This window comes from Glaciimonas sp. PCH181 (genome assembly GCF_003056055.1).
Classification (GTDB): Bacteria; Pseudomonadota; Gammaproteobacteria; order Burkholderiales; family Burkholderiaceae_D; genus Glaciimonas.
This window is the reverse complement of sequence record NZ_PYFP01000002.1, coordinates 1,640,343-1,665,645: the sequence shown is the minus strand read 5'-3', so window position 1 is coordinate 1,665,645 and position 25,303 is coordinate 1,640,343. Positions and strand designations below refer to the sequence as shown.

Sequence of the window (25,303 nt, the reverse complement as noted above, 5' to 3'; positions counted from 1 at the left end):
AGCTGAGTGCGAACGGGCCCTCCGGCAGGGAGCGCAAACAGCCCAAACGTGCATCGCTTCCACCGCAATTGCCGCGCATTGACATTTGCCATGAGCCAGATAATTTGACCTGTCGCTGTGGCTGCCAGCTGCAACGCATTGGCGAAGACATCAGTGAGAAAACTCGACTCTACGCCAGGCGTGTTCAGCGTCGAACGCCATGTTCGCGGCAAATGGGCTTGCGCGATCTGTGAAACATTGATTCCAGGCACCAGTCCCGGCGCAAGTGATTGACAAGGGTATTCCCACTGCAGCGCTGCTGGCTCAGGTGCTGGTGGCCAAGTATGCCGACCACACCCCTTTATACCGTCAAGTCAGTATCTTCGGACGCACCGGTTTATCGTTGCCACGTTTCGACGCTGGGTGCCTGGGTAGGTATTTTGCGGATTGCGCTTGCAGCCACTGGTGGATGCGCTGCGCGCTGAAATGCTGCGCGAGGAAGTTCTTCATGCCGATGAAACACCGCTGCCCATGTTAAGTCCGGGAAATAAGAAGACCCACCGTGGCTATCTGTGGGCATATGCAAGCACACGTTTCTCTTCCCTGCGGTCGTCGTTTATGACTTTGCCGAGAGTCGGGCAGGAGAACACGCCAGAAATTTCCTCGGGGACTGGAATGGCAGTCTGATTTGCGACGATTATGGTGGTTACAAAAAAGGGTTCCAGCAAGGCATTCTGGAAATTGGCTGCATGGCACACGCACGCCGAAAATTCTTTGATCTGCATATTGCCAATAAAAGCCAGATTGCCGAGCAAGCCTTGAAATTCTTTACGGCCCTCTACGATATTGAGCGGGAGGCTCTCACGTTCACGCCCGAAGAACGGCGGCAAATTCGTATGACGCGCGCAAAACCGATTGCCGACATGTTGCACGCGTGGATGCAGAATCAACGCCACCTGGTACTGGAGGGTTCCGCGATTGCCAAGGCACTGGACTACAATCTCAAACGCTGGAATGCGCTCGTTCGCTTCTTGGACAATGGCCACCTTCCCATCGATAACAATTGGATCGAGAACCAAATAAGACCGGTGGCAATTGGGAGAGGAAACTGGTTATTTGTTGGCTCCCTGCGTGCCGGGAAACGCGCCGCAGCGATCATGAGTTTGATTCAATCCGCCAAGCTCAATGGTCACGATCCGTATCTTTATCTTAAAGACGTGCTCACGCGTTTGCCTACCCAAAAAGCCAGCGACATATCCTCCCTTTTGCCGCACCGCTGGAACCCTGATCGGCCAGCCATCTCATAGCTGACATGATTAAACGTCGTAGCTGTCAAGGTGACTTCGCTGGTCGCTTAGTAAGCGTGCGCTCAAAACCGTCTATACCTAATCCTCAAATGTCCGCATGATTGCGTTGGAGGGTACAAATCGATTGTGCCCACAACTTCAAATTATGGACACAAATATTGAGTCGGTTACTCCCTCTAAGCGCAGTGGTTATCGGCAACATTCGATTGATTTCAAACGCATGGTGGTCGAACAATCCTTGATGGCTGGGGCCTCGGTGTCGCGGGTGGCGCGGGCCCACGATGTGAATGCGAACCAGGTATTTACCTGGCGTAAATTGTTTCGTGCAGGAGCCTATGAGATTGCCTCAGGCAAGTCCGTCAAATTGCTGCCAGTAGTTCTTGGCGACCCTCGGCAACCATCCCCTGCCAAGCCAGTCTTCACCACGGCCGTTACACCGACCGGCGTGATGGTCCTGGAAATAGGTAAGGCGCGACTTCGAGTCGAGGGCGTGGTGGATCCGTCTATGCTTTCCATGGTGCTGGCCCGGTTGCTGGCATGATCGGTTTGCCAGCAGGAACGCGGATCTGGATCGCAGCAGGCGTGACCGATATGCGTTGCGGTTTTAATGGGTTGGCAGCCAAGGTGCAAACGGCATTGGCCGATGACCCGTTTAGCGGTCACGTCTTCGTGTTTCGTGGCCGACGTGGCGATATTTTGAAGATCTTGTGGTGGACCGGCGACGGGCTGTGTCTGCTGGCCAAACGGCTGGAACGCGGCCGCTTCATCTGGCCGCAGGCAAGCGAAGGCGCGGTTTGTCTGTCGCAAGCGCAACTGTCAATGTTGCTGGAAGGGATCGATTGGCGACGTCCCGAGCGCACGCAACGGCCCCTGTCAGGCTTGTAAACATCGACGTCATTCGGTAAACTACGGGCATGTCAACGCCGCCCCACCTTCCCGACGATATCAGCGCTTTAAAAGCGATGATTACCGATCGTGATGCGGTCATTGCGTTGCACGGGGAAACGGTGGCGCAGCTACAGGACGCACTGTCCTCACATCGCATCGAAATCGAACACCTCAAGCTCTTCATCGCCAAACTCAAACGGCTGCAGTTCGGCCGCAAATCCGAGAAGCTGGACCGGCAAATTGAACAACTCGAATTACGGTTAGAAGATTTGCAGACAGAAGAAAGTGACGTTGCCAGCGCTGCCCCGGCAACGAAGCCAGTGCGTCCGAAGATACCACGCAAACCGCTACCGCCCCATTTGCCCCGGGACGAGAAGATCTATACGCCAGAGCATGCCGCCTGCCCCGATTGCGGTGGCGATTTGCGTCATCTCGGCAGTGACGTTGCCGAGCAACTTGAATTCGTCCCGGCCAGCTTTCGGGTCATCCGGCATGTGCGTCCCAAACTCGCTTGCACCTGCTGCGACTGCATCGTCCAGGCGCCGGCACCCAGCCGTCCGATTGCACGCGGTCTGGCGGGGCCCGGATTACTCGCCCATATTCTGGTGAGCAAGTTCGCTGATCATCTTCCGCTCTACCGGCAATCGGTCATCTATGCCCGGGAAGGTGTGGAACTGGATCGGGGATTATTGGCAGACTGGGTCGGTGCTGCCAGCAGCCTGCTGCGACCGCTGGTCGATGCGGTACGCCGTCATGTGATGGCAACGACCAAATTACATGCCGACGACACCCCGATCCCGGTACTGGCACCCGGCAATGGCAAGACCAAAACAGCCAGACTGTGGACGTATGTCCGCGACGACCGGCCATCGGGATCAACCGATGCCCCGGCAGTCTGGTTCGCTTACACGCCGGACCGCAAAGGTATCCATCCTCAGACCCATCTGGCGAAATTCGCCGGCGTTCTGCAGGCCGATGCGTATGCCGGATTCAACGCGATTTATGCAACCGGTCGTGTACAGGAGGCTGCGTGCTGGGCGCACGCGCGACGCAAATTCTTCGACTTGCATGCAGCACGGGCCTCGCCAATCACCACTGAAGCCTTGCGCCGCATCGGCGCATTGTATGAGATCGAAGCAAGCATACGTGGCAAACCGCCACAGGTAAGACAGGCAGTGCGCCAGGCGCAGTCGCGCCCGCTCATTGATGCGTTGGAAAGCTGGCTGCGGGCAAGTTTGTTGACGCTGTCGCGCAAATCCGATACTACTGCGGCGATCCTGTACGCCCTCAATTTATGGCCAGCATTAACCCGCTATTGCGACGATGGCAGCATCGAGATCGATAATTCGGCCGCCGAACGCGCATTGCGCGGTATCGCCATTGGACGACGTAATTATCTGTTTGCAGGCTCCGACAATGGCGGCGAACGTGCCGCCGCTATCTACTCGCTCATTGGGACGGCTAAACTCAATGGCGTCGATCCGGCAGCATGGTTGCGCTACGTCCTGACGCATATTGCCGATCATCCCGTCAATCAAATTGATGACTTCCTGCCTTGGAATCTGGCATCTAGGCTGGCGATCATATCTGCGCCAAAGCAATAGCCGCTGAAATGCGGGGCTGTCAATACGGCCTTTGAACGACGCTTACATATGAAGAATGGTGGTACCGGGACTATCGATCCGATTTCGATTCGATTTCGATTGCCCAAAGCAAAAACCCTCCCAGATTTCTCTGGGAGGGTTTTCTAATAAAAGCCTGACGATGACCTACTTTCACACTGGTTGCAGCACTATCATCGGCGCAAAGTCGTTTCACGGTCCTGTTCGGGATGGGAAGGGGTGGTACCAACTCGCTATGGTCATCAGGCATAAACTGTAGTGTCATATGTTCCCAATCGGGCAACACACAACGCAATCTAGAAGAAGTAAAGTTTTGTTTCATGTGTTGGGGTAACGAGGGTTTCGTTACCCCAACACTGGGTATGATTGCACTTTTCAGGCAAACACATATCTCATTAGCTTATATATAACCTGCTAAGGTTATAGGGACAAGCCGCACGGGCAATTAGTACTGGTTAGCTTAACGTATTACTACGCTTCCACACCCAGCCTATCAACGTCCTGGTCTCGAACGACCCTTTAGGGGAATCTAGTTCCCGGGAAATATCATCTCAAGGCAAGTTTCCCGCTTAGATGCTTTCAGCGGTTATCTCTTCCGAACTTAGCTACCCGGCAATGCCACTGGCGTGACAACCGGTACACCAGAGGTTCGTCCACTCCGGTCCTCTCGTACTAGGAGCAGCCCCCTTCAAATTTCCAACGCCCACGGCAGATAGGGACCAAACTGTCTCACGACGTTTTAAACCCAGCTCACGTACCACTTTAAATGGCGAACAGCCATACCCTTGGGACCGGCTACAGCCCCAGGATGTGATGAGCCGACATCGAGGTGCCAAACTCCCCCGTCGATATGAACTCTTGGGAGGAATCAGCCTGTTATCCCCAGAGTACCTTTTATCCGTTGAGCGATGGCCCTTCCATACAGAACCACCGGATCACTATGTCCTACTTTCGTACCTGCTCGACTTGTCAGTCTCGCAGTTAAGCACGCTTATGCCATTGCACTACCAGCACGATGTCCGACCGTACCTAGCGTACCTTCGAACTCCTCCGTTACACTTTGGGAGGAGACCGCCCCAGTCAAACTGCCTACCATGCACTGTCCCCGATCCGGATAACGGACCAAGGTTAGAATCTCAAACAAACCAGGGTGGTATTTCAAGGTTGGCTCCACGCAAACTAGCGTTCACGCTTCAAAGCCTCCCACCTATCCTACACAGATTGGTTCAAAATTCAATGCAAAGCTACAGTAAAGGTTCATGGGGTCTTTCCGTCTAGCCGCGGGTAGATTGCATCATCACAAACATTTCAACTTCGCTGAGTCTCGGGAGGAGACAGTGTGGCCATCGTTACTCCATTCGTGCAGGTCGGAACTTACCCGACAAGGAATTTCGCTACCTTAGGACCGTTATAGTTACGGCCGCCGTTTACTGGGACTTCAATCAAGAGCTTGCACCCCATCATTTAATCTTCCAGCACCGGGCAGGAGTCACACCATATACGTCCACTTTCGTGTTTGCATAGTGCTGTGTTTTTATTAAACAGTCGCAGCCACCTTTTTATTGCAGCCCTTTCACCCTTCTGGCGCAAGCCAGTCAAGCTACCGGGGCGTACCTTATCCCGAAGTTACGGTACAAATTTGCCGAGTTCCTTCTCCCGAGTTCTCTCAAGCGCCTTAGAATACTCATCTCGCCCACCTGTGTCGGTTTGCGGTACGGTCTCGTGTGACTGAAGCTTAGAGGCTTTTCTTGGAACCACTTCCGATTGCTTCGTGAATAAATTCACTCGTCTCAACCCCTTGAATTACGCTGCCGGATTTGCCTAACAGCCTTCTCTGAGCCAAAAACCGACTATTCCAACAGTCGGACAACCTTCCGCGATCCGTCCCCCCATCGCATCACACGACGGTGCAGGAATATTAACCTGCTTCCCATCAGCTACGCATCTCTGCCTCGCCTTAGGGGCCGACTCACCCTGCTCCGATGAACGTTGAACAGGAAACCTTGGGCTTACGGCGTGGAGGCTTTTCACCCCCATTATCGCTACTCATGTCAGCATTCGCACTTCTGATACCTCCAGCATCCTTTACAAGACACCTTCGCAGGCTTACAGAACGCTCTCCTACCATATCAATAAATTGATATCCGCAGCTTCGGTGACTGGCTTAGCCCCGTTACATCTTCCGCGCAGGACGACTCGATCAGTGAGCTATTACGCTTTCTTTAAAGGATGGCTGCTTCTAAGCCAACCTCCTGACTGTTTTAGCCTTCCCACTTCGTTTGCCACTTAGCCAATCTTTGGGACCTTAGCTGGCGGTCTGGGTTGTTTCCCTCTTGACGTCGGACGTTAGCACCCGGCGTCTGTCTCCCAAGCTCGCACTCATCGGTATTCGGAGTTTGCAATGGGTTGGTAAGTCGCAATGACCCCCTAGCCATAACAGTGCTCTACCCCCGATGGTGATACTTGAGGCACTACCTAAATAGTTTTCGGAGAGAACCAGCTATTTCCAAGTTTGTTTAGCCTTTCACCCCTACCCACAGCTCATCCCCTAATTTTTCAACATTAGTGGGTTCGGACCTCCAGTGCGTGTTACCGCACCTTCATCCTGGCCATGAGTAGATCACTTGGTTTCGGGTCTACACCCAGCGACTGAACGCCCTATTCGGACTCGATTTCTCTACGCCTTCCCTATACGGTTAAGCTTGCCACTGAATGTAAGTCGCTGACCCATTATACAAAAGGTACGCAGTCACGGAACAAGTCCGCTCCTACTGTTTGTATGCACACGGTTTCAGGATCTATTTCACTCCCCTTCCGGGGTTCTTTTCGCCTTTCCCTCACGGTACTGGTTCACTATCGGTCGATTACGAGTATTTAGCCTTGGAGGATGGTCCCCCCATGTTCAGACAGGATTACACGTGTCCCGCCCTACTTGTCGCACACTTAGTTCCACACCACCGATTTCATGTAAGGGGCTATCACCCTCTATGGCCACTATTTCCAGAGTGTTCCATTATCGCTGATGCTAAATCGTGCAGGCTGTTCCCATTTCGCTCGCCACTACTTTGGGAATCTCGGTTGATTTCTTTTCCTGTAGCTACTTAGATGTTTCAGTTCGCCACGTTCGCCTTGCATACCTATGTATTCAGTATGCAATACCCTAAAAGGGTGGGTTTCCCCATTCGGAAATCTGCGGATCAAAGCGTGTTTGCTCGCTCCCCGCAGCTTATCGCAAGCTACTACGTCCTTCATCGCCTGTAATCGCCAAGGCATCCACCATGTGCACTTATTCACTTGTCCCTATAACGTTAGCCTCTAGACGCGTTCACGTCTAAAAACCGGTTATAGGATATTACTTATGAGTATTACTTTAGCGTTTGCCGTATCCAAAGTGTTTTCGCAGTTGCATACTCTCGTATGCTCTTTTGAGAACTCTTTTAATACTTTTTGATTTGATACAATCATACCCATCCACAATGCTGTCGCACTGCGGACGAATCTTTACTTCTTCTAAATTGTTAAAGAACAAACAGCCAATGATCTTAAAAAGATCAAACCTAAATCGCGCCGCATCACGCTGTCTTACCCTGCGTAATACCTGACTTAGGTTTGATATTTCACCACGCTCAACCCCCGCTCTGGGAATCAAACAATATGGTGGAGGCTAACGGGATCGAACCGATGACCCCCTGCTTGCAAAGCAGGTGCTCTCCCAGCTGAGCTAAGCCCCCATAAACTTGTGGTGGGTCTGGTTGGGCTCGAACCAACGACCCCCGCGTTATCAACACGGTGCTCTAACCAACTGAGCTACAGACCCGCTTTGGATCAGTACTTCAGTAGTCAACGATAAACCCTCTATCGCACGCGCACCGCGCTCTACCTATAACTGTTCTTCTTTTAACTAACACACCGATAAGTGTGGACGCTTAATGTCCGTACAAACTCTAGAAAGGAGGTGATCCAGCCGCACCTTCCGATACGGCTACCTTGTTACGACTTCACCCCAGTCACGAATCCCACCGTGGTAAGCGCCCTCCTTACGGTTAGGCTACCTACTTCTGGTGAAACCCGCTCCCATGGTGTGACGGGCGGTGTGTACAAGACCCGGGAACGTATTCACCGCGACATGCTGATCCGCGATTACTAGCGATTCCAACTTCATGTAGTCGAGTTGCAGACTACAATCCGGACTACGATACACTTTCTGGGATTAGCTCCCCCTCGCGGGTTGGCGGCCCTCTGTATGTACCATTGTATGACGTGTGAAGCCCTACCCATAAGGGCCATGAGGACTTGACGTCATCCCCACCTTCCTCCGGTTTGTCACCGGCAGTCTCATTAGAGTGCCCTTTCGTAGCAACTAATGACAAGGGTTGCGCTCGTTGCGGGACTTAACCCAACATCTCACGACACGAGCTGACGACAGCCATGCAGCACCTGTGTTACGGTTCTCTTTCGAGCACCACCTAATCTCTCAGGCGTTCCGTACATGTCAAGGGTAGGTAAGGTTTTTCGCGTTGCATCGAATTAATCCACATCATCCACCGCTTGTGCGGGTCCCCGTCAATTCCTTTGAGTTTTAATCTTGCGACCGTACTCCCCAGGCGGTCTACTTCACGCGTTAGCTGCGTTACCAAGTCAATTAAGACCCGACAACTAGTAGACATCGTTTAGGGCGTGGACTACCAGGGTATCTAATCCTGTTTGCTCCCCACGCTTTCGTGCATGAGCGTCAGTGTTATCCCAGGGGGCTGCCTTCGCCATCGGTATTCCTCCACATCTCTACGCATTTCACTGCTACACGTGGAATTCTACCCCCCTCTGACACACTCTAGCCGTGCAGTCACAAATGCCATTCCCAGGTTAAGCCCGGGGATTTCACACCTGTCTTACACAACCGCCTGCGCACGCTTTACGCCCAGTAATTCCGATTAACGCTTGCACCCTACGTATTACCGCGGCTGCTGGCACGTAGTTAGCCGGTGCTTATTCTTCAGGTACCGTCATTAGCCCCAGGTATTATCCAAGACCGTTTCTTCCCTGACAAAAGAGCTTTACAACCCGAAGGCCTTCTTCACTCACGCGGCATTGCTGGATCAGGCTTGCGCCCATTGTCCAAAATTCCCCACTGCTGCCTCCCGTAGGAGTCTGGGCCGTGTCTCAGTCCCAGTGTGGCTGGTCGTCCTCTCAGACCAGCTACTGATCGAAGCCTTGGTGAGCCTTTACCTCACCAACTAGCTAATCAGATATCGGCCGCTCTTTGAGCATGAGGTTCTTACGAATCCCCCACTTTCATCCGTAGATCGTATGCGGTATTAGCTAATCTTTCGACTAGTTATCCCCCACTCAAAGGCACGTTCCGATATATTACTCACCCGTTCGCCACTCGTCAGCGGAGCAAGCTCCCTGTTACCGTTCGACTTGCATGTGTAAGGCATGCCGCCAGCGTTCAATCTGAGCCAGGATCAAACTCTTCAGTTTAATCTCTGTTTTGTGGCATTGCTGCCTAGCATCGCTGCTATCGCTCACTCAAAATACTGACAGGCTACTCCCCAAGTTTGACCTTGCGAAATATCCTATTTTCTTCTTTTGTGAACATTTAATGTTTTAAGTTATACGCAAACTACCGAAGTAATTTACGCTGCACTTTCATTAAACGCCCACACTTATCGGCTGTTAATTGTTAAAGAACTGTCCTCTGTTTTGCGTCACACCGCAGTGTTCGCAGCACCAACAAATCGTTTTGTTTGTCAGCAGCAGAGAGATGAGATTATGGGGCGCTTCAAGCTTTTCGTCAACTCTTTTTTAAACCGTTTTAACAACAATTTAAATCCGATCCAACTACTTTATGACTACTTAAAATCACCCACATTTACAACCCCGTTCCATCCCCAACTTCGCCCCCAACACCGCTTGCACCGTGTCGTTTATTGCGCGTCGTTTTCAACAGAGGCCGAACTATAGCAACACATTCTTATGCTGGCAAGAAATATCTCGAAATAATTAAATTATCTTTTTTTATCCAGATCCCAACGCACCACGGACTCGCCGCTAGCCGTCTTTCTAGGCGCTGGGCGGAAGGCGTGCCCATAGATAATTTCGAATGTTAGCGGTAATTTTCCATCAGGTCTGCGCGTCGCTTCCAAGGTATCAACCAAACGCCCCCACGCCGCCCGGCCTAGCAAAGCGCGGCTGCGTGTAACTAATGGATTACCGCCGAAAGCCTTCGCCTCGGCAAGCAGCTTCTCTATAGAGTCATAGGTCACGGTGATCGTTTCCATATCCATCACCGGAGTAGAAAAGCCGACATTGACGAGCATGTCGCCAAAATCATGCATATCAACAAAAGGTAACATATGCGGGGCATCGTCGGCGGCAGCAAACCCGCTACGCAATTCTTTAAACGTGTCCGGGCCAAAGCAAGAAAACATCAGCAATCCATCAACGCGCAGTACTCGCCGCCACTCAGCAAAGACACGATCCGGCTGGGGATGCCAATGCAACGCCAGATTTGACCAGACCAGATCAATCGAATCCCGCGCAAACGGTAACGCAGCGAAGTCCCCGCAGAGCAAATCGGAGTCCAGCCCCTTACTCTTAATAGGCAACCACTTCTTTAATAGACGATTTACGGAAGACTGTGCTGCCTTTTGCTGATCCTGCGCGGCAGATAACATACCGAAGGACGCATCCAGCCCGACTATCCGCGCATCGGCGAAGCGCTGCTGCAATGTATATATATCCGGACCATCACCACATCCGGCATCCAACACTCGTTGCGGCAATATCTTCACTAGCGCCAGACGTTCATGCATCCTTGTTGAAATCTCGCGACGCAGAAATTCGGATTCCCTGACGCGCGCAGGCTCTGCGAACAATTCGCGTACCCGTTTAAGGTCTATCGGCGCGCTCAGGGCGGCATCATTGTTACCATTAGACGCAGGCGTATTCGATGAAGATAAGATTGGCATTAAAATTAGACAGTCAAATGAAGTGCGATAATCGGCTAGCTGCGTAGTTTACACCGTTGCTAAATGTACGGCGCGCAAGCCAAGATAACGAATCCGCGCGCAGATATGTCCGCGCCTTCCAACCGTTTCAACCTTATTTACTTTATTTCATTGATCCTCGCCCCTCTATTCCGCTGGTCGCAAAAAATACCTGCTCTATTACTTACAGGTATTCCGTCTTGCTGCGCGTTATGCGGTCATGTTGGTCGACATGCCATTTGTAGCGCATGCGACCAGGCCTATCTTTCCCATGAGAGAACGCGTTGCCAGCAGTGCGCGAACCCATTACTCGCTATCGCAAACGACGCGGCCCTCACATGCGGAGATTGCCTGAAGCAGCGGCGCGCCTTTGACGCATCAATAGTGGCGATTGACTATGCCGCGCCGGTCGATCAATTAGTACTGTCCCTAAAATTTGGTAGTCAGCTGGCGTTGGCGCCCATATTCGCCCGAAAACTGCGCGATGCAGTACTACGAAACCCGATTATTACCAATAACTTGCCCGATATCGTGACGGCAGTGCCACTCGGCCCGGGACGATTAACCGAACGTGGCTTTAATCAGGCCCTGGAAATCGCTAAACCGCTCTCGCGCCTGTTAAATATTCCGCTGCAGCCAACGCTGATAAAGCGCCAGCACGATACGCTCCAACAAGCAAAACTTTCGCCCCAAGAGCGGCGTCAAAATTTAAGAAAGGCTTTTATCGTTCCACCGCAAGCGCTGACCCAGATTCACGGACGTCATATCGGCATCGTCGATGATGTTATGACGACCGGCGAAACACTAAACGAACTCGCACGTACGCTAAAGCGCTGCGGGGCTGCTCGCGTCACCAATTTCGTCTTTGCCCGGACATTACCTAAATAAAAGGAGAGCAACGTTGTTTCACGTCGTATTAGTTGAGCCTGAAATCCCGCCAAACACTGGTAATATTATTCGCCTTTGCGCCAATACCGGTGCCCAATTGCACTTAATCGAGCCGCTCGGCTTTCCGCTGGACGACGCAAAGATGCGCCGTGCGGGGCTCGATTACCATGACTATGCAACTATGAAAGTGCATCCTAATTGGGATGCCTTCATAGAATCGATGAAAAATGAGGCAGCATTTGATCCAGCAAGGATGTTCGCGCTGACGACTCACGGCAGCACGCCATTTGCGACAATCGCCTTTCAACCCGGCGATATATTTGTATTTGGATCGGAGACCAAAGGCCTAGCCCCGGCCTTGCGCGAGTCTTTTCCAACCACACAACGGATCCGACTACCGATGCGCCCAGACAATCGAAGCCTGAATCTGTCCAATACCGTCGCAGTTGTGGTCTATGAAGCATGGCGTCAAAATGGCTTTGCCGGAGGTGCCTGACAGCAAAGCGCCCGCGCCCTATCCGTACCCCTTGTGCCCCGCGTCACATTAATTAATGAGTACACTGTTTCTCAGCTTCTCAGCATTTAATCAAAGGATCATCATGTTTTCACGCATTACCATTTCGCTTTTAACACTGGCACTCAGCGCAACCGCGTACGCTCACGACTATAAAGTCGGCGCGTTAAAAATCGATCATCCCTATGCGCGCGCGACGATGCCCGGCCAACCGAGCGGTGGCGCTTATCTGAGTATAGAAAACACGGGGAAAGAAGCTGATAAATTGTTGAATGTTGCCTCGCCCGCCGCGAAATCAGCAGAAATCCATGACATGAAAATGGACGGCAATATTATGAAAATGCGTGAAGTCGGTGAAATTGAATTGCGGCCAATGAGTACCGTCGTGATGACACCGGGCGGCGGATATCACATTATGCTGATGGGATTGACCAAACCCCTCAAGGCGGGCGACAAATTTCCGATGACCCTGACCTTTCAAAAGGCGGGGAAAATTGAAGTTTCCGTCTCTGTCGATGATATAAAGAACAAGCCGACTGACGCTGCGCATCAACATTAATCGTATTAAAAAGGGGAAGAACAGCAATCGGCTGGCCTTCCCCTTTTTTATCTCAGAGCAACAACTCGCACCAGCAATACAAACGCCCGGCTACGAAAATCAAGATTGCTGACGGACTTTCGATAATAATTTAGTAGTTGAACGATCATGCTCAAACGGGATAGCGACCACTTTCCCGCCATATGCCAGAACGGCCTTTCCTTCCGGAATGGCATCCATCTGGTAATCGCCCCCTTTGACATACACGCCGGGCAAACCTTCTTGCACCACTTCCAGCGCCGTATCTTCATCAAATTCCAGCACCAGACTGACCGCTTCGAGTGCCGCCAATACTGCCATACGATCAGCGCAATTATTGATCGGCCGATCATCGCCCTTGCCCAGGCGTTTGACAGACGCATCGGTATTTACTGCCACTACCAAAGACGCCCCCTGCTCACGCGCTTGCGCCAAATAGGTGACATGGCCGCGATGCAGGATGTCAAAAACACCATTTGTTAGCACTACTGGTTGCGGCAAAGCGGCCATCCTCGACCGTAATTCAGCCCGCGTCGAGATTTTTTGTTCGAATTTGACCATAGTGCGCTTCAGAATGAGGTGTAAAAAAGCCGCAATAAATTGCGGCTTTTAATGGATCTGGTTTAAGTGTTAATTTCAATGAGCGATGCTGCTTTAGTCTTGCACATTCAACAACGGCAACGCCACACTCAACAGAAATAAAACGCTTAACCGATGACGACTGGCGGTACAACAGCCGCGGCAGCTAGTCGTGCAACAATTTCTTTACGATATCGGTTCAATTCCTGCACGGTCCCGAAGCTACGCTCGAACAGCAGCGACATGTTATGCAGAATCCGATCAACTACTTTCTTTTCCCAGACGCCATCAAACTTAATCTGCTCATCCAACCAACGCTCTAACCATTCAGGGTCAGGCAAACGGCTTTGGACCGTGTCGTTCGGGAACAACATTTTGTTTACGTGCAGATTTGTCGGATGCAAGGGTTTCTCGGTACGGCGAGCAGAAGCCATCAAAACACCAATCTTGGCGAATGCAGCTGAAGCGCTATCGCCAACTTCAACCAAAGCCTTTTTCATGTAGCGCAAATAAGCGCCGCCATGACGGGCTTCATCCTGGCTGATGATTTTATAAATATGCTTGATAACAGGCTCGGTATGCCAATCGGATGCGCAGCGATACCAATGATTGAGGCGAATTTCACCGCAAAAGTGCATCGTCAGGGTTTCTAGCGGCGGCGCAGGGTCGAATTCGAAGCGAACATTGTCCAACTCTTCTTCTGTCGGCACCAGTTCTGGACGGAAACGACGCAGATATTCCATCAACACCAGCGAATGCTTTTGCTCTTCAAAAAACCAAACCGACATGAAAGCGCAGAAATCGCTATCGCCATGGTTATCGCGCAAAAACATCTCTGTTGCAGGCAATGCTGACCATTCTGTAATCGCATTCATGCGAATCGTCTGAGCCTGCTCGTCGGAAAGTTGGGAAGCATCGAACTTGTCCCACGGAATGTCAGTCTCCATGTTCCATCGGACTTGTTCCAGCGATTTAAACAATTCTGGATACAGCATACATACCTTACAAGTTGAGTTAAGTCCCTGATTTTACCAAGAATTGCCTTGGCAACCTATTTATAAGCTTTAGGGCAATCAGTTTTCATAAGACATTGAGGAAATATTGCCCGTTCTGGGCCACTTCCGACCATGAATGTCGCTTTTCATCGACTTCTCGTTCTAACTTCTCATTCTATATACGTTGGGACCGCCGTTTTAGATTCGACCCAAAAAAATATTGCCAAAAATATCACTAATTTATTTTTGAATCCAATTGCCTCAACGCTACGTATGACCTTAATCTGCATTACCAATTGTGCAGTCAGGGCGTCTATATAAAAGAATTAACACGGCTCCAGGGAGTACCAAGCAGATGAAAATCGCAATTATCGGTTCCGGCATTTCCGGCCTCTCCAGCGCCTACCGCTTGACGCAAGGCGGTCATCAAGTCTCCCTTTATGAGGCGAATAACTATTTTGGCGGCCATACAAATACCGTTGACGTCACACTTGAGGGACATACCTACGGCGTAGACACGGGGTTTCTCGTGTTCAATCATCGTACTTACCCCAAATTAGTCCATCTATTTGCCGAGTTAGGGGTGGACACTGCCGCCACCGACATGTCATTTTCGGCAAAAATACCTGTCAATGGACGGTTCGGCAAGCGCACGCTGGAATGGTCTGGCACGAATCTGGACAGTGTATTTACGCAACGCCGCAATTTGCTCAGCCCGCAATATCTGTGGATGCTTCGCGACATCCTGCGCTTTAATAAGCAAGCAACCGAGATCGCCAATAACAGTGAATCACCCCTTGCAAACCTGTCGTTAGGCGATTTTTTGTCACGTAACCGCTATAGCGATGCGTTCAAAAACTGGTACTTATTGCCGATGGCCGGTTGCATCTGGTCCTGCCCAACTGCGCAAATGCTGGCTTTTCCTGTCGCCAGCTTCATCCGCTTTTGTCATAACCATGGTCTATTACAAGTCAGCGATCGGCCGCAATGGCGGACCGTAAAAGGCGGAGCTAAGCATTATGTGGACAAATTACTCGCCGGAATTCCTAATAAATACCTGCGAACACCCGTAACGGGCGTGCGTCGCCTTTACTACGAGGGTCGGCGTCAGGTGATGATTCAAACCCTTAACGGCGCGCATCGCTATGATCACGTCGTCATGGCCGGGCATAGTGACCAAAGTTTACAGTTGCTGGATGATCCTACTGAAAAGGAGAAACGGCTATTATCAGCGATTCAGTATCAGCCGAATCATGCCGTACTCCACACCGATTACAGCCTGCTACCAAACAACCGCAAAGCGTGGGCCGCCTGGAATTATCAAAGTCAGAACGGCAGCGATCCGCAGGTGTGCGTGCACTATTTGCTGAATCAATTGCAGCCGTTACCGTTCAAAACGCCGTTGATTGTTTCGCTCAATCCGATCGAACAACCCAAGCCGCACACCGTGATACAGCGCTTCGATTACGCCCATCCGATATTCGATGCCGCCGCGATTGAAGCCCAACCGCAGTTTGCCAACATGCAAGGTAAAAACAATACCTGGTTCGCCGGTGCATGGCTGGGTTATGGATTTCACGAAGACGGTCTGACCTCTGGATTGGCAGTAGCCAATGCGATTCAGAATCTGCCCCATTTCGCCCCACAAACTATGCCGATGCGCGCTTCCGCCATCGAGAGCGTTACAGCTTAAGGCCGGAGCGAAAACATGCCCTCCTCAGCCAATCAAGTCCAGCTATGTTTTGGCACAGTTCGCCATACGCGCTTGCGTCCAATCCACCATGCATTTACGTATGGCGTGTATTACCTGCGCCTGCCGTTACGCACACTGGCGCAATCGGGCTTTAAGAGTCGTTTTTTCTCACGCAATAAACTCAATTTTCTGTCGTTTCATGATCGCGACTATGGCGATGGCCAACAAACCCCTCTGGCCTGGATCGAAGGCATGTTGTTACAACAGGGGATCAGCGACGCCGATGGAGAAATCTGGCTGCAAACATTTCCCCGTGTGCTGGGCTATGTTTTCAATCCTGTCTCGTTTTGGTTTTGTCATCGTCGCGACGGTAGTCTGCGTGCAGTATTGTGCGAAGTTCGAAACACTTTTGGTGAGCATCATAGTTATTTGCTGGACGGCAGCACGCAAGAAAACGGCCAAATCGGCTTCGGCATCGAACTACATGCCGATAAAGTATTTCATGTCTCACCGTTCTGCGAAGTAGCAGGAACGTATCGTTTTCGATTCATGCGCGCGGAAAATAGCAATGGCGAGACACACGGCGCTAACGGTGGCGCGCAACTAGTCGAATGTACGACCGCCCGCATCGAATACGACGATGCCACCGGTCCACTATTACTGACCAGTGTTTCCGGCACCGCCGCGCTACCGCAATCGCTGTCAAATCGTGCTATCGCACGTGCATTTTTTCAGTATCCGATGATGACCGTCGGCATCATTCTTCGTATCCATTGGCAAGCGCTAAAACTATGGCGTAAGCGGCTTCCTTTTTACAGCAAACCTCATCCCCCTTCGAGCGAGATATCAAGATGAATACTAACTCTACCCGCAGCAGTGCGTTCGATTTTGCGCAAGACAATAGTCGCATCTCGACCCAAAATTTTCCTCCTCAGGTACAGTTCATTCTGACGTTGTTGCGCAAGCTGGAGCATGGCATATTGGTCATGCATTTTCCAGACGGACAGTCTGCCACTTACGGCAATGTCAACGATAAGCGAGTACGTCCGATCACCATGACGCTGACGAATTGGGATGTGTTCCACGCTGCGCTAAAATCGGGCGACATCGGCTTTGCCGAAACCTTCATCGACGGACATTGGAGCACCGACAATCTGCCGGGATTAATAGAATTGTTCATTCGCAACCGGCAAGTCATTGAGTCGGTCATTTACGGCACCTGGTGGGGCAATTTGCTGTATCGCGTCAAGCATCTATTCAACCGTAATAGTAAGCACGGCAGTCGTAAAAATATTCACGCGCATTACGATATCGGGAATGACTTTTATCAGCTCTGGCTCGATCCTTCGATGACGTATTCCAGCGCCCTATTTTCAGACGATCATGTCGAAAATTTGCAGCAGGGGCAAGACGCAAAATATCGCCGCATCCTCAATCAGCTACACCTCTCCGATAACGCCCGCGTGTTAGAAATCGGCTGCGGTTGGGGGGGCTTTGCCGAGATTGCCGTGCGCGAAGGAAAAGCCCATGTTACCGGACTGACGCTCTCCACCGAACAACTCAATTTTGCTAACCAACGATTGCAAGAAGTCGGCATCGTTGACCAAGTAGAACTGCTACTGCAAGACTATCGCGACGTCGATGGCAAGTTCGACGGCATAGCTTCTATCGAGATGTTCGAAGCCGTCGGTGAAAAATACTGGCCGAGTTATTTCGCTTGCGTCTCCCGCAATCTGAAAACCGGCGGTCGTGCATGCATTCAGACGATTGTGATTGCCGACGAATTGTTCGAGCGCTATCGTCGCGGCACTGACTTTATCCAGCAATACATTTTCCCCGGCGGCATGCTGCCATCGCCTTCCGCATTTCGCATACAGGCAGAGAAACACGGCTTACGCGTCGTCGATAGTCTGTCGTTCGGTCACGATTATGCACGTACGCTAGTTGAATGGCGTCGCGCTTTTAAAGAGCATTTGCCGCGTGTTCGCGCACAAGGTTTTGACGACCGTTTCTTGCGTACATGGGATTTCTATCTGGCGTATTGCGAAGCCGGATTCCTGGCTGGCAGTATCAATGTCGCGCAAATTACGCTTCAAAAAATATGATACGGGCAAGCGTCCTGCCACACAGTTCATTTCTACAATGGACGCGCTATTTATTAGGCTGCGCGCTGATGTTGGCCATGCTCAATCATGCTCGCGCAGCCGATACAGTAATCAGCGCGCCCCCGCATATTCAGCACGCCATCGCCAACGCGCGCTTAGCGGGGGAAGGACGTTTTCGCTGGTTTGGTTTATCCATTTATGACGCACAACTTTGGGTCGGCGATAAAGGCTATCAAACGTCGACGCCCGATGCCGCCAGTTATGCGCTCGACTTGCGTTATGCCCGCGCATTTGAGGGAGCCAAGATTGCCGAAAGCAGCATCGATCAGATGCGGAAAATCGGCAGCGGCAGTGAAGCCGATTACGGCCCGTGGTTAACGCAAATGAAAGCCATTTTTCCTAACGTCGTCGAAGGATCGCACATTACCGGCGTCTTTCTGCCTGGCATCGGCGCACGTTTCTATTTCAACGGAAAAACGGTGGGAGAAATCGCCGATCCAAAATTCGCCCAAGCCTTTTTCGGTATCTGGTTATCGCCAAAAACAACTGACGCCTCATTGCGCAAAAAATTGTTGACTGATGCGGCACCAACAACGGCACCGGCACCGACATCGACAGCAACACCGCGACAATGACTAAGCTAGCCTTCCCCGCTCTCCTGAAATATGGGCTGTTCGGATTGCCGTTGGCACTCGTCGCGTTGCCGGTATATGTCTACATTCCCGCCTTTTATGCGGATCGATTTGGCATTTCACTGTCGTTAATTGGCCTCGTTTTGCTGGTAACGCGCTTGTTCGACGCCTTCATTGATCCCGCAATTGGTCGCTGCCTTGACCGCGCCACCATCAAGGACAAATACAAAACGGCTATCTGGATTGCAGCACCATTATTAGCCATCGGTTTCAGTGCACTATTTTTGCCGCCCACATTCGTCCAATCGTTACCGATAGTCTGGTTAGTATTGGCACTGCTGGTGGTGTATGTTGGTTTTAGTATTGCCACAATCGCGCATCAAAGTTGGGGCGCAGCATTGACCCAGGCGCAGGACCAACGCGCGCGGCTAACTGCAACACGCGAGGCCTGCGGCTTGCTTGGCGTTGTACTCGCAGCGGTTCTGCCCGGACTGCTAGGGATGCGATTATTGCCACCGGTTTTTATCGTTTTATTGTTTGCTACAGCACTGTTATTACAGATCGCGCCACGGCCAGCAATGGCAACGCAGCAATCTCCAGAACAGGCAAACAAACCCACTGAACACAGCGTGCTGCTGCCGTTTCTTAATCCGCGCTTTTGCTGGCTTTTCATTATCTTTGTGGTCAATGGCATAGCCGCGGCGATCCCCGCTACGTTGTTTCTTTTTTTTGTCGATGATCAGTTGCAACTAGGCAAATACGGCGGCTTGTTTTTGATGCTGTATTTCTTAGCTGGCGCGGTATCCATGCCGGGCTGGGCGGTATTGGCCCGACGCTATGGCGAAGCACGGGTCTGGTTTGGCGCGATGCTGTTGGCGATCGTCGCTTTCGTCTGGGCTTACGGTTTATCTGCGGGCGATATGCTGCCCTTTTCCGTAATCTGCATCATGTCCGGCTTCGCGCTGGGTGCCGACCTTTTATTGCCGCCAGCGCTACTTGCGGCAGTCATCGCAAACGGCGGCCATAGCCATCAAAAAGAAGGCGCTTATTTTGGCATCTGGAACTGGGCGACCAAAATCAATCTGGCGCTTGCCGCAGGTATTTCTTTGCCATTACTGGCCTATCTTGGCTATCACCCGCATCTTGTGAACCAGCAAGGCGCGCAGGCATTGGCAATTGGCTATGCCGTTTTACCCTGTGTGCTGAAACTGGTAGCGGCGGCGATTTTGTGGAAGGCACCTTTGCGGAATATCTAAGGCCATCGACATGCCCTTTTAAACCATCTTAAGCACTCACACTTTCGGAGTCCTACATGAAAACGTTTCTGAAATTTCTACTCATTAGTCTCGCAATTTTGTTAAGTGGATGTAGCACGACATCCGAACCTGACGGTTACGCCGACCAAAAACCGACGCTCAGTTTGCCGGAATATTTCAATGGCACCCTGGATGCGTGGGGCATGTTTCAGGATCGCTCCGGCAAAGTGGTGAAACGCTTCACGGTCGTCATCGACTGTCAATGGCATGGCGACACCGGGACGCTAGATGAAAACTTTACCTATTCGGATGGCACCAAACAACGCCGTATCTGGACCTTGAAAAAAGTCGCGCCAAACAAATTCATCGGCACAGCGGCTGATATCGTCGGTGAAGCAATCGGCATTACCGACGGCAATACGCTGCGCTGGAAATATGTGCTGGCATTGCCGGTCGATGGCCGTATTATCAATGTCAGTCTCGATGACTTAATGGTGCAAATGGATCAGCGCGTAATGCTCAACCATGCCGTAATGAGCAAATTTGGCGTGAAATTGGGCGATATCAGTCTGTCGTTTACTAAACGCCCTTAATGTAAACAGCTTAAAGCCGAAGATACTGGCTCTCTATCGGAAAGATGAATGTCATTCTATGAAGTCAATGAATCCAATGATCGTCAACTGGCAGCAACAACGTGTCTGGATCATCGGTGCCTCCAGCGGCATCGGTGCAGAAACCGCCCGACAACTATTGGCAAAGGGGGCGCGCGTGGCGTTATCCGCGCGCACTGCTGCCGGATTGCACAACATCGCAGCAGGCCTGCCCAACGCCTTGACCTGCGTGCTCGATATTACTGATCACGCGACCGTGATCGCTGCGCGCGACCAAATTCTCGAAGCATGGGAAGGCATCGATCTGATATTGGTCGTCGCCGGTGGTTACGGTGAAATGCGCGCCGATAGCTTTGATCTTAAGCTCGCCAATCGCTTAATCGATCTAAATCTTCGGGGAGTAATGCATTGCCTTGATGCTACATTGCCAATCTTGCTCAAACAGGGTAGCGGTGCCATTGGTATTGTGGCTTCTGTCGCTGGTTATAGCGGCCTGCCAAAAGCGATGGCGTATGGGGCAACCAAGGCGGCGCTGATCAATTTATCAGAATGTCTTTATCTCGACTTACGACCGCGCGGGATCGGCGTTTATCTGATTAACCCCGGCTTTGTCGATACCCCATTGACCGCAGGTAACGACTTTCCGATGCCTGCGCTGATCTCGCCGACCAACGCTGCAGAAAAACTCATCTCGGGTATTGAGCGCGGACATTTCCATATACACTTTCCCAAACGATTCACTAACTGGCTGCGATTCGCCCGCCTACTACCCTATCGTGCCTATTTTGCATTGATACATAAGGTGACCGGGTTATGAGCCGCGATACTCCCCAAAAATTAGAGAATCAGCAACAAGCGCTATTACGTCTGGTCGCCTTCTTTGAAACCTTATCAACCGTCAATCTTGAGTTGATCCCGCTGGTTTACGCGCAAGATGCATGGTTTAAGGATCCGTTCAACGAAGTTACCGGCCTGCCCGCGATCAAGCAACTATTTGCGCACATGTTTGTGCAAGTTGACGGGCCGCGTTTCGTCGTGACGCATCATATGCGACAGGATGATTCAGCTTTTTTGACGTGGGATTTTTACTTTCGCATGAAACGTTTTTCCGCTGCTGAGCAATGCATCCGAGGCGCAACGCACTGTCGCTTCGACAGCGAGGGCTATGTCATTTATCATCGCGATTATTGGGATGCCGCAGAAGAACTGTATGAAAAATTGCCGGTATTAGGCGGTTTCATGAGGATTTTGAAACGCGCAGCCCGAAAATAGGTAAAAAATGGGCAAAAATTATCTTCCCATCCTTCTCTACAAACTGAAGGATGGGAATGCAGAGTACGCAGATAGGTACGCTGAAATCTACGACAACGACGGCAATTAGCCTCGTTAATTACACGATTACTTGGTGACTGCCTTTTTTTTCCGCGTAGTTGGGGTGGTTTTAGCAGCCCCACTAACCCTCGCTTTAGGAGTAGTGCTAGTTTTTGGACTGGCTTTAATACTTGTTTTAGCATCCGCCTTCACCGTGGCGCCTTTACTCTGCGGGCTACTTTTTGGCTTCGGTGCGGCTTTCGCTTCCTCTGCTGCCTCTTTCGCAGTTTTGGCCTCAGCTGCCATCACACCGCTGACTACTTGCTGAAACTGATTTTGCAAGACGTCCCACCAGGCAGTGGTCGGCGAGGCTTGCGGATTAGCGGCATTCTGACCGGCAGCCGAATCGCTCGCTAAAGGTGCGCTCTCAGCGGCGGGACTAACCTCCGCTTGCGGTGGCGGCGGTGGCGAGAAAGTGAACGCAGCCGCCGGTTGTGGCGTACTTTCCTCCGAAGCCTTGGCCTTGTCGGGCATAAACGAGAAAGGGAATTGCGAAGCCATCGCCGCCCACGCAGCTGCGCCGCCGGTTGCACTGTCAGCAGCTGATGTCCCCCCAAAATTTGGCGCTGATTTGGTATCTGCGGTTGGCATGCTAATAGCAACGATCGACTTTAGCGCCGACAATGTGGCGCTTTGCACTTCAAGCCCCTGTATCGTGCCGCGCAGCATATTCAAATTCAAACTGAGCCAGCCTTCAACCGCCTTCAAATCTGCGACTTTTTTATCGATTTCCTCGACTGAAAGAGTCGGTACTACCATCCCCGGCATGCCCGGAATACTCATCCCACCCCACATTTTTTTGATGAAATCAACGCTGTCCGACATTACATTTACCCCGGGAAAATTAGGATTACTCATACAAATCTCCTTAAGAGAGATGCTGCACATTTTTTGGTTACTTCGCATACTATACCCACGCACAATCGCTAGGTGACGGTAGCGCGAGGAATCCGCAATTTATTTTGTAAGCGCGATTGTTAAGAGGCAATGGGCGACGACGATCAGCATCGTTTTTACCAATATGACGCTGTAGATTACTACTCGACATCAATGTTTCACTCACAAAAGATACTATCTGGATTCTGACAAAAGGCAGCTGACAGCCTGAAAATATCCCAATTTTCGTGGGAGGCATCCTACAGAATGGGACGATAACCAGCGTTACGTTTACACTAGCGCCATGACGATGGTTACCTCAAACGCAATCAGAGCCGCGCACGCTCAGCCCACAAAACCTAAACGCGCAGCCTCAAGACGCTGGCTAATTCTGCTCGCGGTCTCGTTTTTACTGCATATTCTGCTGATCAATTGGGGCAGCAACAAGATCGGCATACCCCAGCCAGCCTCGCCGCAACCGACCATTGTCACCGCCGAACTGAAACCACTACCACCGGTAGCGAAGCCCGTTCTGATACCAAAACCCAATAAACCAGCACTCGTTGCCCGCAAAGAGCCACGAAAAATCGCAGCTCCTCCGCCACCGCCGGAACCTGAAGTACTCGATACGCCTATCCGAGAAACGAGAACGCCCATTACACCGATTACGCCCACAGATACCGTCACCAGTCTGGATTCGGATAGCGATAAACCGCCTCAGACTACGACCAGCAGCACGAATACGACAGCGCTCCCGGAGAATGCACCAGTCGCGCCAACAGGCGTCCATTACGAGACTAAACCACCGCCATCGGTGGAATTGAAATATTCGGTAGAAGCACTGAAAAAAGGGCAGACTTTCCATGGCAGTGGAAAAATCACCTGGCAAACTGACGGGCACAACTACACCATCAATGGCGAAGCCGGAGCACTGTTTATTAGCGCGCTCGATTTTAAAAGCGAAGGCGAAATCAATGATTTCGGCGTCTCACCGGCGCTGTATACGGAAAAGAAATTCCGCAAACCGGCTACCAACACGCGCTTTCAACGCACGCCCAGTACGATTACTTTTTCAGCCTCTGCCAATAGCTATCCGCGTACCGGGGGCGAGCAAGATCGCGCCAGTATCGTCTGGCAGTTGGCCAGTATTGCCAGAGGCGATGCCGGAAAAATCGTTCCAGGCGGCGTCATTGATTTATTTGTAGCCGGCGACAAAGACGCAGAAACATGGCGTTTTCAAGTCGTCGGCCAAGAACAAATTACAGTGGGCGCGGGTACTGTAGCAACCTGGCATCTGGCGCGTAAGCCGCAACAAGGCTCTTATGAAAAAACTCTGGATATCTGGTTTGCCCCCCAACAGCAATGGTATCCGGTCAAATTACGCTTTACCGAAAGCGATGGGGACTATTTGGACATGTCGTTGTCCAAGCTTAAACAGCTTGATGCGCCAGCCACTCCCGGTTGAGTATTCGTAAGCAATATCCCCTACCTGAAAAGACTGCAAAGCGCGGTTTTCGCCGGGCATTATTTTAAAATGACAATATGAAAAAAACCTTGCACTCGATTGCACGTATATCTATAGCAGCCCTTCTTTGCGGCGCATGCGTTGGCGTGTCCGCAGCAGCTCCGACGTCAGCAGAACGCCTTACGATTAAACGACAATTTGATTTACCGCCCTCGGCCGAATTAAATTATGCGATCAGAGCGCGACAAAGTGGCCTTTCCATTAATGGCGACGCTGTCGTCAAATGGCAAACGGACGGTCGGGAATTTAGTGTCGAGGCCATCACCCGCGCAATGATATTTGGCAAAATTCTGGAAGCAAAAAGCGATGGAAAGATCGATGATTACGGCTTGGCACCAGCGCAATTCATCGATAAACGCTTTCATAAAAATAGTACGACCACGACCTTCAATCGCGATGCCGGTAAAGGTGCAGGCGGCACCATTACTTTCTCTCAATCCGACGCCTCCTATCCGATAAAAGGCGGCGAACAAGATCGCACTAGCATCGTCTGGCAATTAGTCGCCGTTGCACGTGCGGCAGCGAAACAATTTAAGCCCGGTTCAGACTGGGCGTTCTTCGTAGCAGGCCAACGCGACGCCGAGCCATGGTCGTTTAAAGTCATTAATCAAGAAAAAATCACTACCGGAATGGGTGAAATCGACGCTGTACATGTTTTCAGAGCCCCGCCCCCGGACGATCCCGGACAACGCCTGGATATCTGGCTAGCGCCGTCGCTTGAGTGGTATCCAATCCGCGTGCGTTTCACTGACCCGAATAATGATTTTGTCGATCAGACACTCGACAAAATCATTAAATAAATAGCAGTGATTGGCACCCCTGAAATAAGTTTGTTCGGTAACGACGATGTCATAATTTAAGCGATAGCTATCCCTGTTTTTTGCGGCATTTGGCAG

23 protein-coding genes, 2 tRNA genes, 3 rRNA genes and 2 pseudogenes are annotated in these 25,303 nt (G+C 51.3%); 21 read left to right on the top strand and 9 right to left on the bottom strand.

Features of this window, described 5'->3' with window-relative positions:
- Nucleotides 1–117 precede the first annotated feature (117 nt).
- The 8 genes and pseudogenes from C7W93_RS25520 (at nucleotide 118) to C7W93_RS20740 (ending at nucleotide 3,778) form a co-directional block, all read left to right on the top strand.
- On the top strand, nucleotides 118–273 hold the full coding sequence (locus C7W93_RS25520; RefSeq protein ID WP_370446496.1) for an IS66 family transposase zinc-finger binding domain-containing protein: 156 nt from the start codon (nucleotides 118–120) through the stop codon (nucleotides 271–273).
- Nucleotides 266–337: pseudogene (locus C7W93_RS25515) on the top strand (hypothetical protein); the annotation flags it as partial. The gene C7W93_RS25520 and the pseudogene C7W93_RS25515, both read left to right, overlap by 8 nt.
- Nucleotides 324–464 (top strand): hypothetical protein, encoded by a 141-nt coding sequence (locus C7W93_RS25330; RefSeq protein WP_255419211.1) that lies wholly within the window; start codon nucleotides 324–326, stop codon nucleotides 462–464. The pseudogene C7W93_RS25515 and the gene C7W93_RS25330, both read left to right, overlap by 14 nt.
- A gap of 1 nt (nucleotide 465) precedes the next feature.
- A pseudogene (locus C7W93_RS25325) lies at nucleotides 466–516 on the top strand (hypothetical protein); the annotation flags it as partial.
- Between the two features lie 35 nt (nucleotides 517–551).
- On the top strand, nucleotides 552–1,286 hold the full coding sequence (locus C7W93_RS25320; RefSeq protein WP_255419203.1) for an IS66 family transposase: 735 nt from the start codon (nucleotides 552–554) through the stop codon (nucleotides 1,284–1,286).
- 145 nt (nucleotides 1,287–1,431) lie between these two features.
- The gene (locus tag C7W93_RS20750) at nucleotides 1,432–1,827 is read left to right on the top strand and encodes a transposase (protein WP_161539841.1); all 396 of its coding nucleotides are present in this window, start codon (nucleotides 1,432–1,434) and stop codon (nucleotides 1,825–1,827) included.
- Complete coding sequence (tnpB, locus tag C7W93_RS20745; RefSeq protein ID WP_108438191.1) at nucleotides 1,824–2,171, top strand: IS66 family insertion sequence element accessory protein TnpB; 348 nt, start codon at nucleotides 1,824–1,826, stop codon at nucleotides 2,169–2,171. Before C7W93_RS20750 ends, tnpB begins: the two co-directional genes overlap by 4 nt.
- A gap of 29 nt (nucleotides 2,172–2,200) precedes the next feature.
- Nucleotides 2,201–3,778 carry an IS66 family transposase gene (locus C7W93_RS20740; RefSeq protein ID WP_108438190.1) on the top strand — a complete coding sequence of 526 codons (1,578 nt, stop codon included), beginning with the start codon at nucleotides 2,201–2,203 and terminating at the stop codon, nucleotides 3,776–3,778.
- 152 nt (nucleotides 3,779–3,930) lie between these two features.
- On the opposite strand, the gene rrf is transcribed toward C7W93_RS20740, so the two are convergent.
- From rrf to C7W93_RS20710, 6 genes are all read right to left on the bottom strand, one after another.
- A 5S ribosomal RNA gene (gene rrf / locus C7W93_RS20735) occupies nucleotides 3,931–4,043 on the bottom strand.
- 177 nt (nucleotides 4,044–4,220) lie between these two features.
- A 23S ribosomal RNA gene (locus C7W93_RS20730) occupies nucleotides 4,221–7,096 on the bottom strand.
- Nucleotides 7,097–7,451: 355 nt separating this feature from the next.
- Nucleotides 7,452–7,527: transfer RNA gene (locus C7W93_RS20725), tRNA-Ala, on the bottom strand.
- Nucleotides 7,528–7,536: 9 nt separating this feature from the next.
- Nucleotides 7,537–7,613, bottom strand: a tRNA-Ile gene (locus tag C7W93_RS20720).
- Between the two features lie 131 nt (nucleotides 7,614–7,744).
- Nucleotides 7,745–9,277: ribosomal RNA gene (locus tag C7W93_RS20715) — 16S ribosomal RNA — on the bottom strand.
- The 16S, 23S and 5S rRNA genes sit together here with 2 tRNA genes alongside, the layout of an rRNA operon.
- Before the next feature lie 527 nt (nucleotides 9,278–9,804).
- Nucleotides 9,805–10,767, bottom strand: a complete 963-nt coding sequence (locus tag C7W93_RS20710) for a methyltransferase domain-containing protein (protein ID WP_108442101.1) — start codon at nucleotides 10,765–10,767, stop codon at nucleotides 9,805–9,807.
- A 402-nt stretch (nucleotides 10,768–11,169) separates the two neighbouring features.
- Here C7W93_RS20710 and C7W93_RS25180 point away from each other — a divergent pair, with 402 nt between their 5' ends.
- From C7W93_RS25180 to C7W93_RS20695, 3 genes are all read left to right on the top strand, one after another.
- Entirely contained in the window at nucleotides 11,170–11,673 is a 504-nt protein-coding gene (locus tag C7W93_RS25180; protein ID WP_225869953.1) for a ComF family protein, read from the top strand.
- Nucleotides 11,674–11,686: 13 nt separating this feature from the next.
- A complete protein-coding gene (gene trmL, locus C7W93_RS20700) occupies nucleotides 11,687–12,169 on the top strand; it encodes a tRNA (uridine(34)/cytosine(34)/5-carboxymethylaminomethyluridine(34)-2'-O)-methyltransferase TrmL (RefSeq protein ID WP_108442100.1) in 483 nt (160 codons plus the stop codon).
- A 103-nt stretch (nucleotides 12,170–12,272) separates the two neighbouring features.
- Nucleotides 12,273–12,746, top strand: a complete 474-nt coding sequence (locus C7W93_RS20695; protein ID WP_108442099.1) for a copper chaperone PCu(A)C — start codon at nucleotides 12,273–12,275, stop codon at nucleotides 12,744–12,746.
- A 99-nt stretch (nucleotides 12,747–12,845) separates the two neighbouring features.
- Here the strand turns inward: C7W93_RS20695 and rfaE2 are convergent, their stop codons facing one another.
- The gene (rfaE2, locus tag C7W93_RS20690; protein ID WP_108442098.1) at nucleotides 12,846–13,325 is read right to left on the bottom strand and encodes a D-glycero-beta-D-manno-heptose 1-phosphate adenylyltransferase; all 480 of its coding nucleotides are present in this window, start codon (nucleotides 13,323–13,325) and stop codon (nucleotides 12,846–12,848) included.
- A 146-nt stretch (nucleotides 13,326–13,471) separates the two neighbouring features.
- Nucleotides 13,472–14,338 carry a ferritin gene (locus C7W93_RS20685; RefSeq protein ID WP_108442097.1) on the bottom strand — a complete coding sequence of 289 codons (867 nt, stop codon included), beginning with the start codon at nucleotides 14,336–14,338 and terminating at the stop codon, nucleotides 13,472–13,474.
- A 355-nt stretch (nucleotides 14,339–14,693) separates the two neighbouring features.
- On the opposite strand from C7W93_RS20685, the gene C7W93_RS20680 reads away from it, so the two are divergent.
- The 8 genes from C7W93_RS20680 (at nucleotide 14,694) to C7W93_RS20645 (ending at nucleotide 21,907) form a co-directional block, all read left to right on the top strand.
- The gene (locus tag C7W93_RS20680) at nucleotides 14,694–16,031 is read left to right on the top strand and encodes an NAD(P)/FAD-dependent oxidoreductase (protein WP_108442096.1); all 1,338 of its coding nucleotides are present in this window, start codon (nucleotides 14,694–14,696) and stop codon (nucleotides 16,029–16,031) included.
- Between the two features lie 15 nt (nucleotides 16,032–16,046).
- The gene (locus tag C7W93_RS20675) at nucleotides 16,047–16,886 is read left to right on the top strand and encodes a DUF1365 domain-containing protein (RefSeq protein ID WP_108442095.1); all 840 of its coding nucleotides are present in this window, start codon (nucleotides 16,047–16,049) and stop codon (nucleotides 16,884–16,886) included.
- Complete coding sequence (locus C7W93_RS20670) at nucleotides 16,883–18,136, top strand: cyclopropane-fatty-acyl-phospholipid synthase family protein (protein WP_108442094.1); 1,254 nt, start codon at nucleotides 16,883–16,885, stop codon at nucleotides 18,134–18,136. Before C7W93_RS20675 ends, C7W93_RS20670 begins: the two co-directional genes overlap by 4 nt.
- Before the next feature lie 77 nt (nucleotides 18,137–18,213).
- A complete protein-coding gene (locus tag C7W93_RS20665; protein ID WP_225869952.1) occupies nucleotides 18,214–18,771 on the top strand; it encodes a chalcone isomerase family protein in 558 nt (185 codons plus the stop codon).
- Nucleotides 18,768–20,024 (top strand): MFS transporter, encoded by a 1,257-nt coding sequence (locus C7W93_RS20660; protein WP_108442093.1) that lies wholly within the window; start codon nucleotides 18,768–18,770, stop codon nucleotides 20,022–20,024. The genes C7W93_RS20665 and C7W93_RS20660 overlap by 4 nt, the downstream gene beginning before the upstream one ends.
- Before the next feature lie 56 nt (nucleotides 20,025–20,080).
- Nucleotides 20,081–20,617 (top strand): DUF3833 domain-containing protein, encoded by a 537-nt coding sequence (locus tag C7W93_RS20655; RefSeq protein WP_108442092.1) that lies wholly within the window; start codon nucleotides 20,081–20,083, stop codon nucleotides 20,615–20,617.
- Between the two features lie 67 nt (nucleotides 20,618–20,684).
- Nucleotides 20,685–21,452: an SDR family oxidoreductase gene (locus C7W93_RS20650; RefSeq protein ID WP_108442091.1), complete on the top strand. Its 768-nt coding sequence runs from the start codon at nucleotides 20,685–20,687 to the stop codon at nucleotides 21,450–21,452.
- A complete protein-coding gene (locus tag C7W93_RS20645; protein WP_108442090.1) occupies nucleotides 21,449–21,907 on the top strand; it encodes a nuclear transport factor 2 family protein in 459 nt (152 codons plus the stop codon). The genes C7W93_RS20650 and C7W93_RS20645 overlap by 4 nt, the downstream gene beginning before the upstream one ends.
- 126 nt (nucleotides 21,908–22,033) lie before the next feature.
- On the opposite strand, the gene C7W93_RS20640 is transcribed toward C7W93_RS20645, so the two are convergent.
- On the bottom strand, nucleotides 22,034–22,864 hold the full coding sequence (locus C7W93_RS20640) for a PhaM family polyhydroxyalkanoate granule multifunctional regulatory protein (RefSeq protein ID WP_108442089.1): 831 nt from the start codon (nucleotides 22,862–22,864) through the stop codon (nucleotides 22,034–22,036).
- 328 nt (nucleotides 22,865–23,192) lie between these two features.
- On the opposite strand from C7W93_RS20640, the gene C7W93_RS20635 reads away from it, so the two are divergent.
- The gene (locus C7W93_RS20635) at nucleotides 23,193–24,347 is read left to right on the top strand and encodes a DUF3108 domain-containing protein (RefSeq protein WP_108442088.1); all 1,155 of its coding nucleotides are present in this window, start codon (nucleotides 23,193–23,195) and stop codon (nucleotides 24,345–24,347) included.
- 146 nt (nucleotides 24,348–24,493) lie between these two features.
- Complete coding sequence (locus tag C7W93_RS20630; RefSeq protein ID WP_370446495.1) at nucleotides 24,494–25,207, top strand: DUF3108 domain-containing protein; 714 nt, start codon at nucleotides 24,494–24,496, stop codon at nucleotides 25,205–25,207.
- Nucleotides 25,208–25,303 lie beyond the last annotated feature (96 nt).

Bases quoted from the DNA above. Each gene is read 5' to 3' on its own strand.
- C7W93_RS25330 (WP_255419211.1), top strand. From the start codon at position 324: ATGCCGACCACACCCCTTTATACCGTCAAGTCAGTATCTTCGGACGCA.
- C7W93_RS20750 (WP_161539841.1), top strand. From the start codon at position 1,432: ATGGACACAAATATTGAGTCGGTTACTCCCTCTAAGCGCAGTGGTTAT.
- tnpB (WP_108438191.1), top strand. From the start codon at position 1,824: ATGATCGGTTTGCCAGCAGGAACGCGGATCTGGATCGCAGCAGGCGTG.
- C7W93_RS20740 (WP_108438190.1), top strand. From the start codon at position 2,201: ATGTCAACGCCGCCCCACCTTCCCGACGATATCAGCGCTTTAAAAGCG.
- C7W93_RS20710 (WP_108442101.1), bottom strand. From the start codon at position 10,767: ATGCCAATCTTATCTTCATCGAATACGCCTGCGTCTAATGGTAACAAT.
- C7W93_RS20695 (WP_108442099.1), top strand. From the start codon at position 12,273: ATGTTTTCACGCATTACCATTTCGCTTTTAACACTGGCACTCAGCGCA.
- rfaE2 (WP_108442098.1), bottom strand. From the start codon at position 13,325: ATGGTCAAATTCGAACAAAAAATCTCGACGCGGGCTGAATTACGGTCG.
- C7W93_RS20685 (WP_108442097.1), bottom strand. From the start codon at position 14,338: ATGCTGTATCCAGAATTGTTTAAATCGCTGGAACAAGTCCGATGGAAC.
- C7W93_RS20680 (WP_108442096.1), top strand. From the start codon at position 14,694: ATGAAAATCGCAATTATCGGTTCCGGCATTTCCGGCCTCTCCAGCGCC.
- C7W93_RS20675 (WP_108442095.1), top strand. From the start codon at position 16,047: ATGCCCTCCTCAGCCAATCAAGTCCAGCTATGTTTTGGCACAGTTCGC.
- C7W93_RS20670 (WP_108442094.1), top strand. From the start codon at position 16,883: ATGAATACTAACTCTACCCGCAGCAGTGCGTTCGATTTTGCGCAAGAC.
- C7W93_RS20665 (WP_225869952.1), top strand. From the start codon at position 18,214: ATGCTCAATCATGCTCGCGCAGCCGATACAGTAATCAGCGCGCCCCCG.
- C7W93_RS20660 (WP_108442093.1), top strand. From the start codon at position 18,768: ATGACTAAGCTAGCCTTCCCCGCTCTCCTGAAATATGGGCTGTTCGGA.
- C7W93_RS20655 (WP_108442092.1), top strand. From the start codon at position 20,081: ATGAAAACGTTTCTGAAATTTCTACTCATTAGTCTCGCAATTTTGTTA.
- C7W93_RS20650 (WP_108442091.1), top strand. From the start codon at position 20,685: ATGAATCCAATGATCGTCAACTGGCAGCAACAACGTGTCTGGATCATC.
- C7W93_RS20645 (WP_108442090.1), top strand. From the start codon at position 21,449: ATGAGCCGCGATACTCCCCAAAAATTAGAGAATCAGCAACAAGCGCTA.
- C7W93_RS20640 (WP_108442089.1), bottom strand. From the start codon at position 22,864: ATGAGTAATCCTAATTTTCCCGGGGTAAATGTAATGTCGGACAGCGTT.
- C7W93_RS20635 (WP_108442088.1), top strand. From the start codon at position 23,193: ATGGTTACCTCAAACGCAATCAGAGCCGCGCACGCTCAGCCCACAAAA.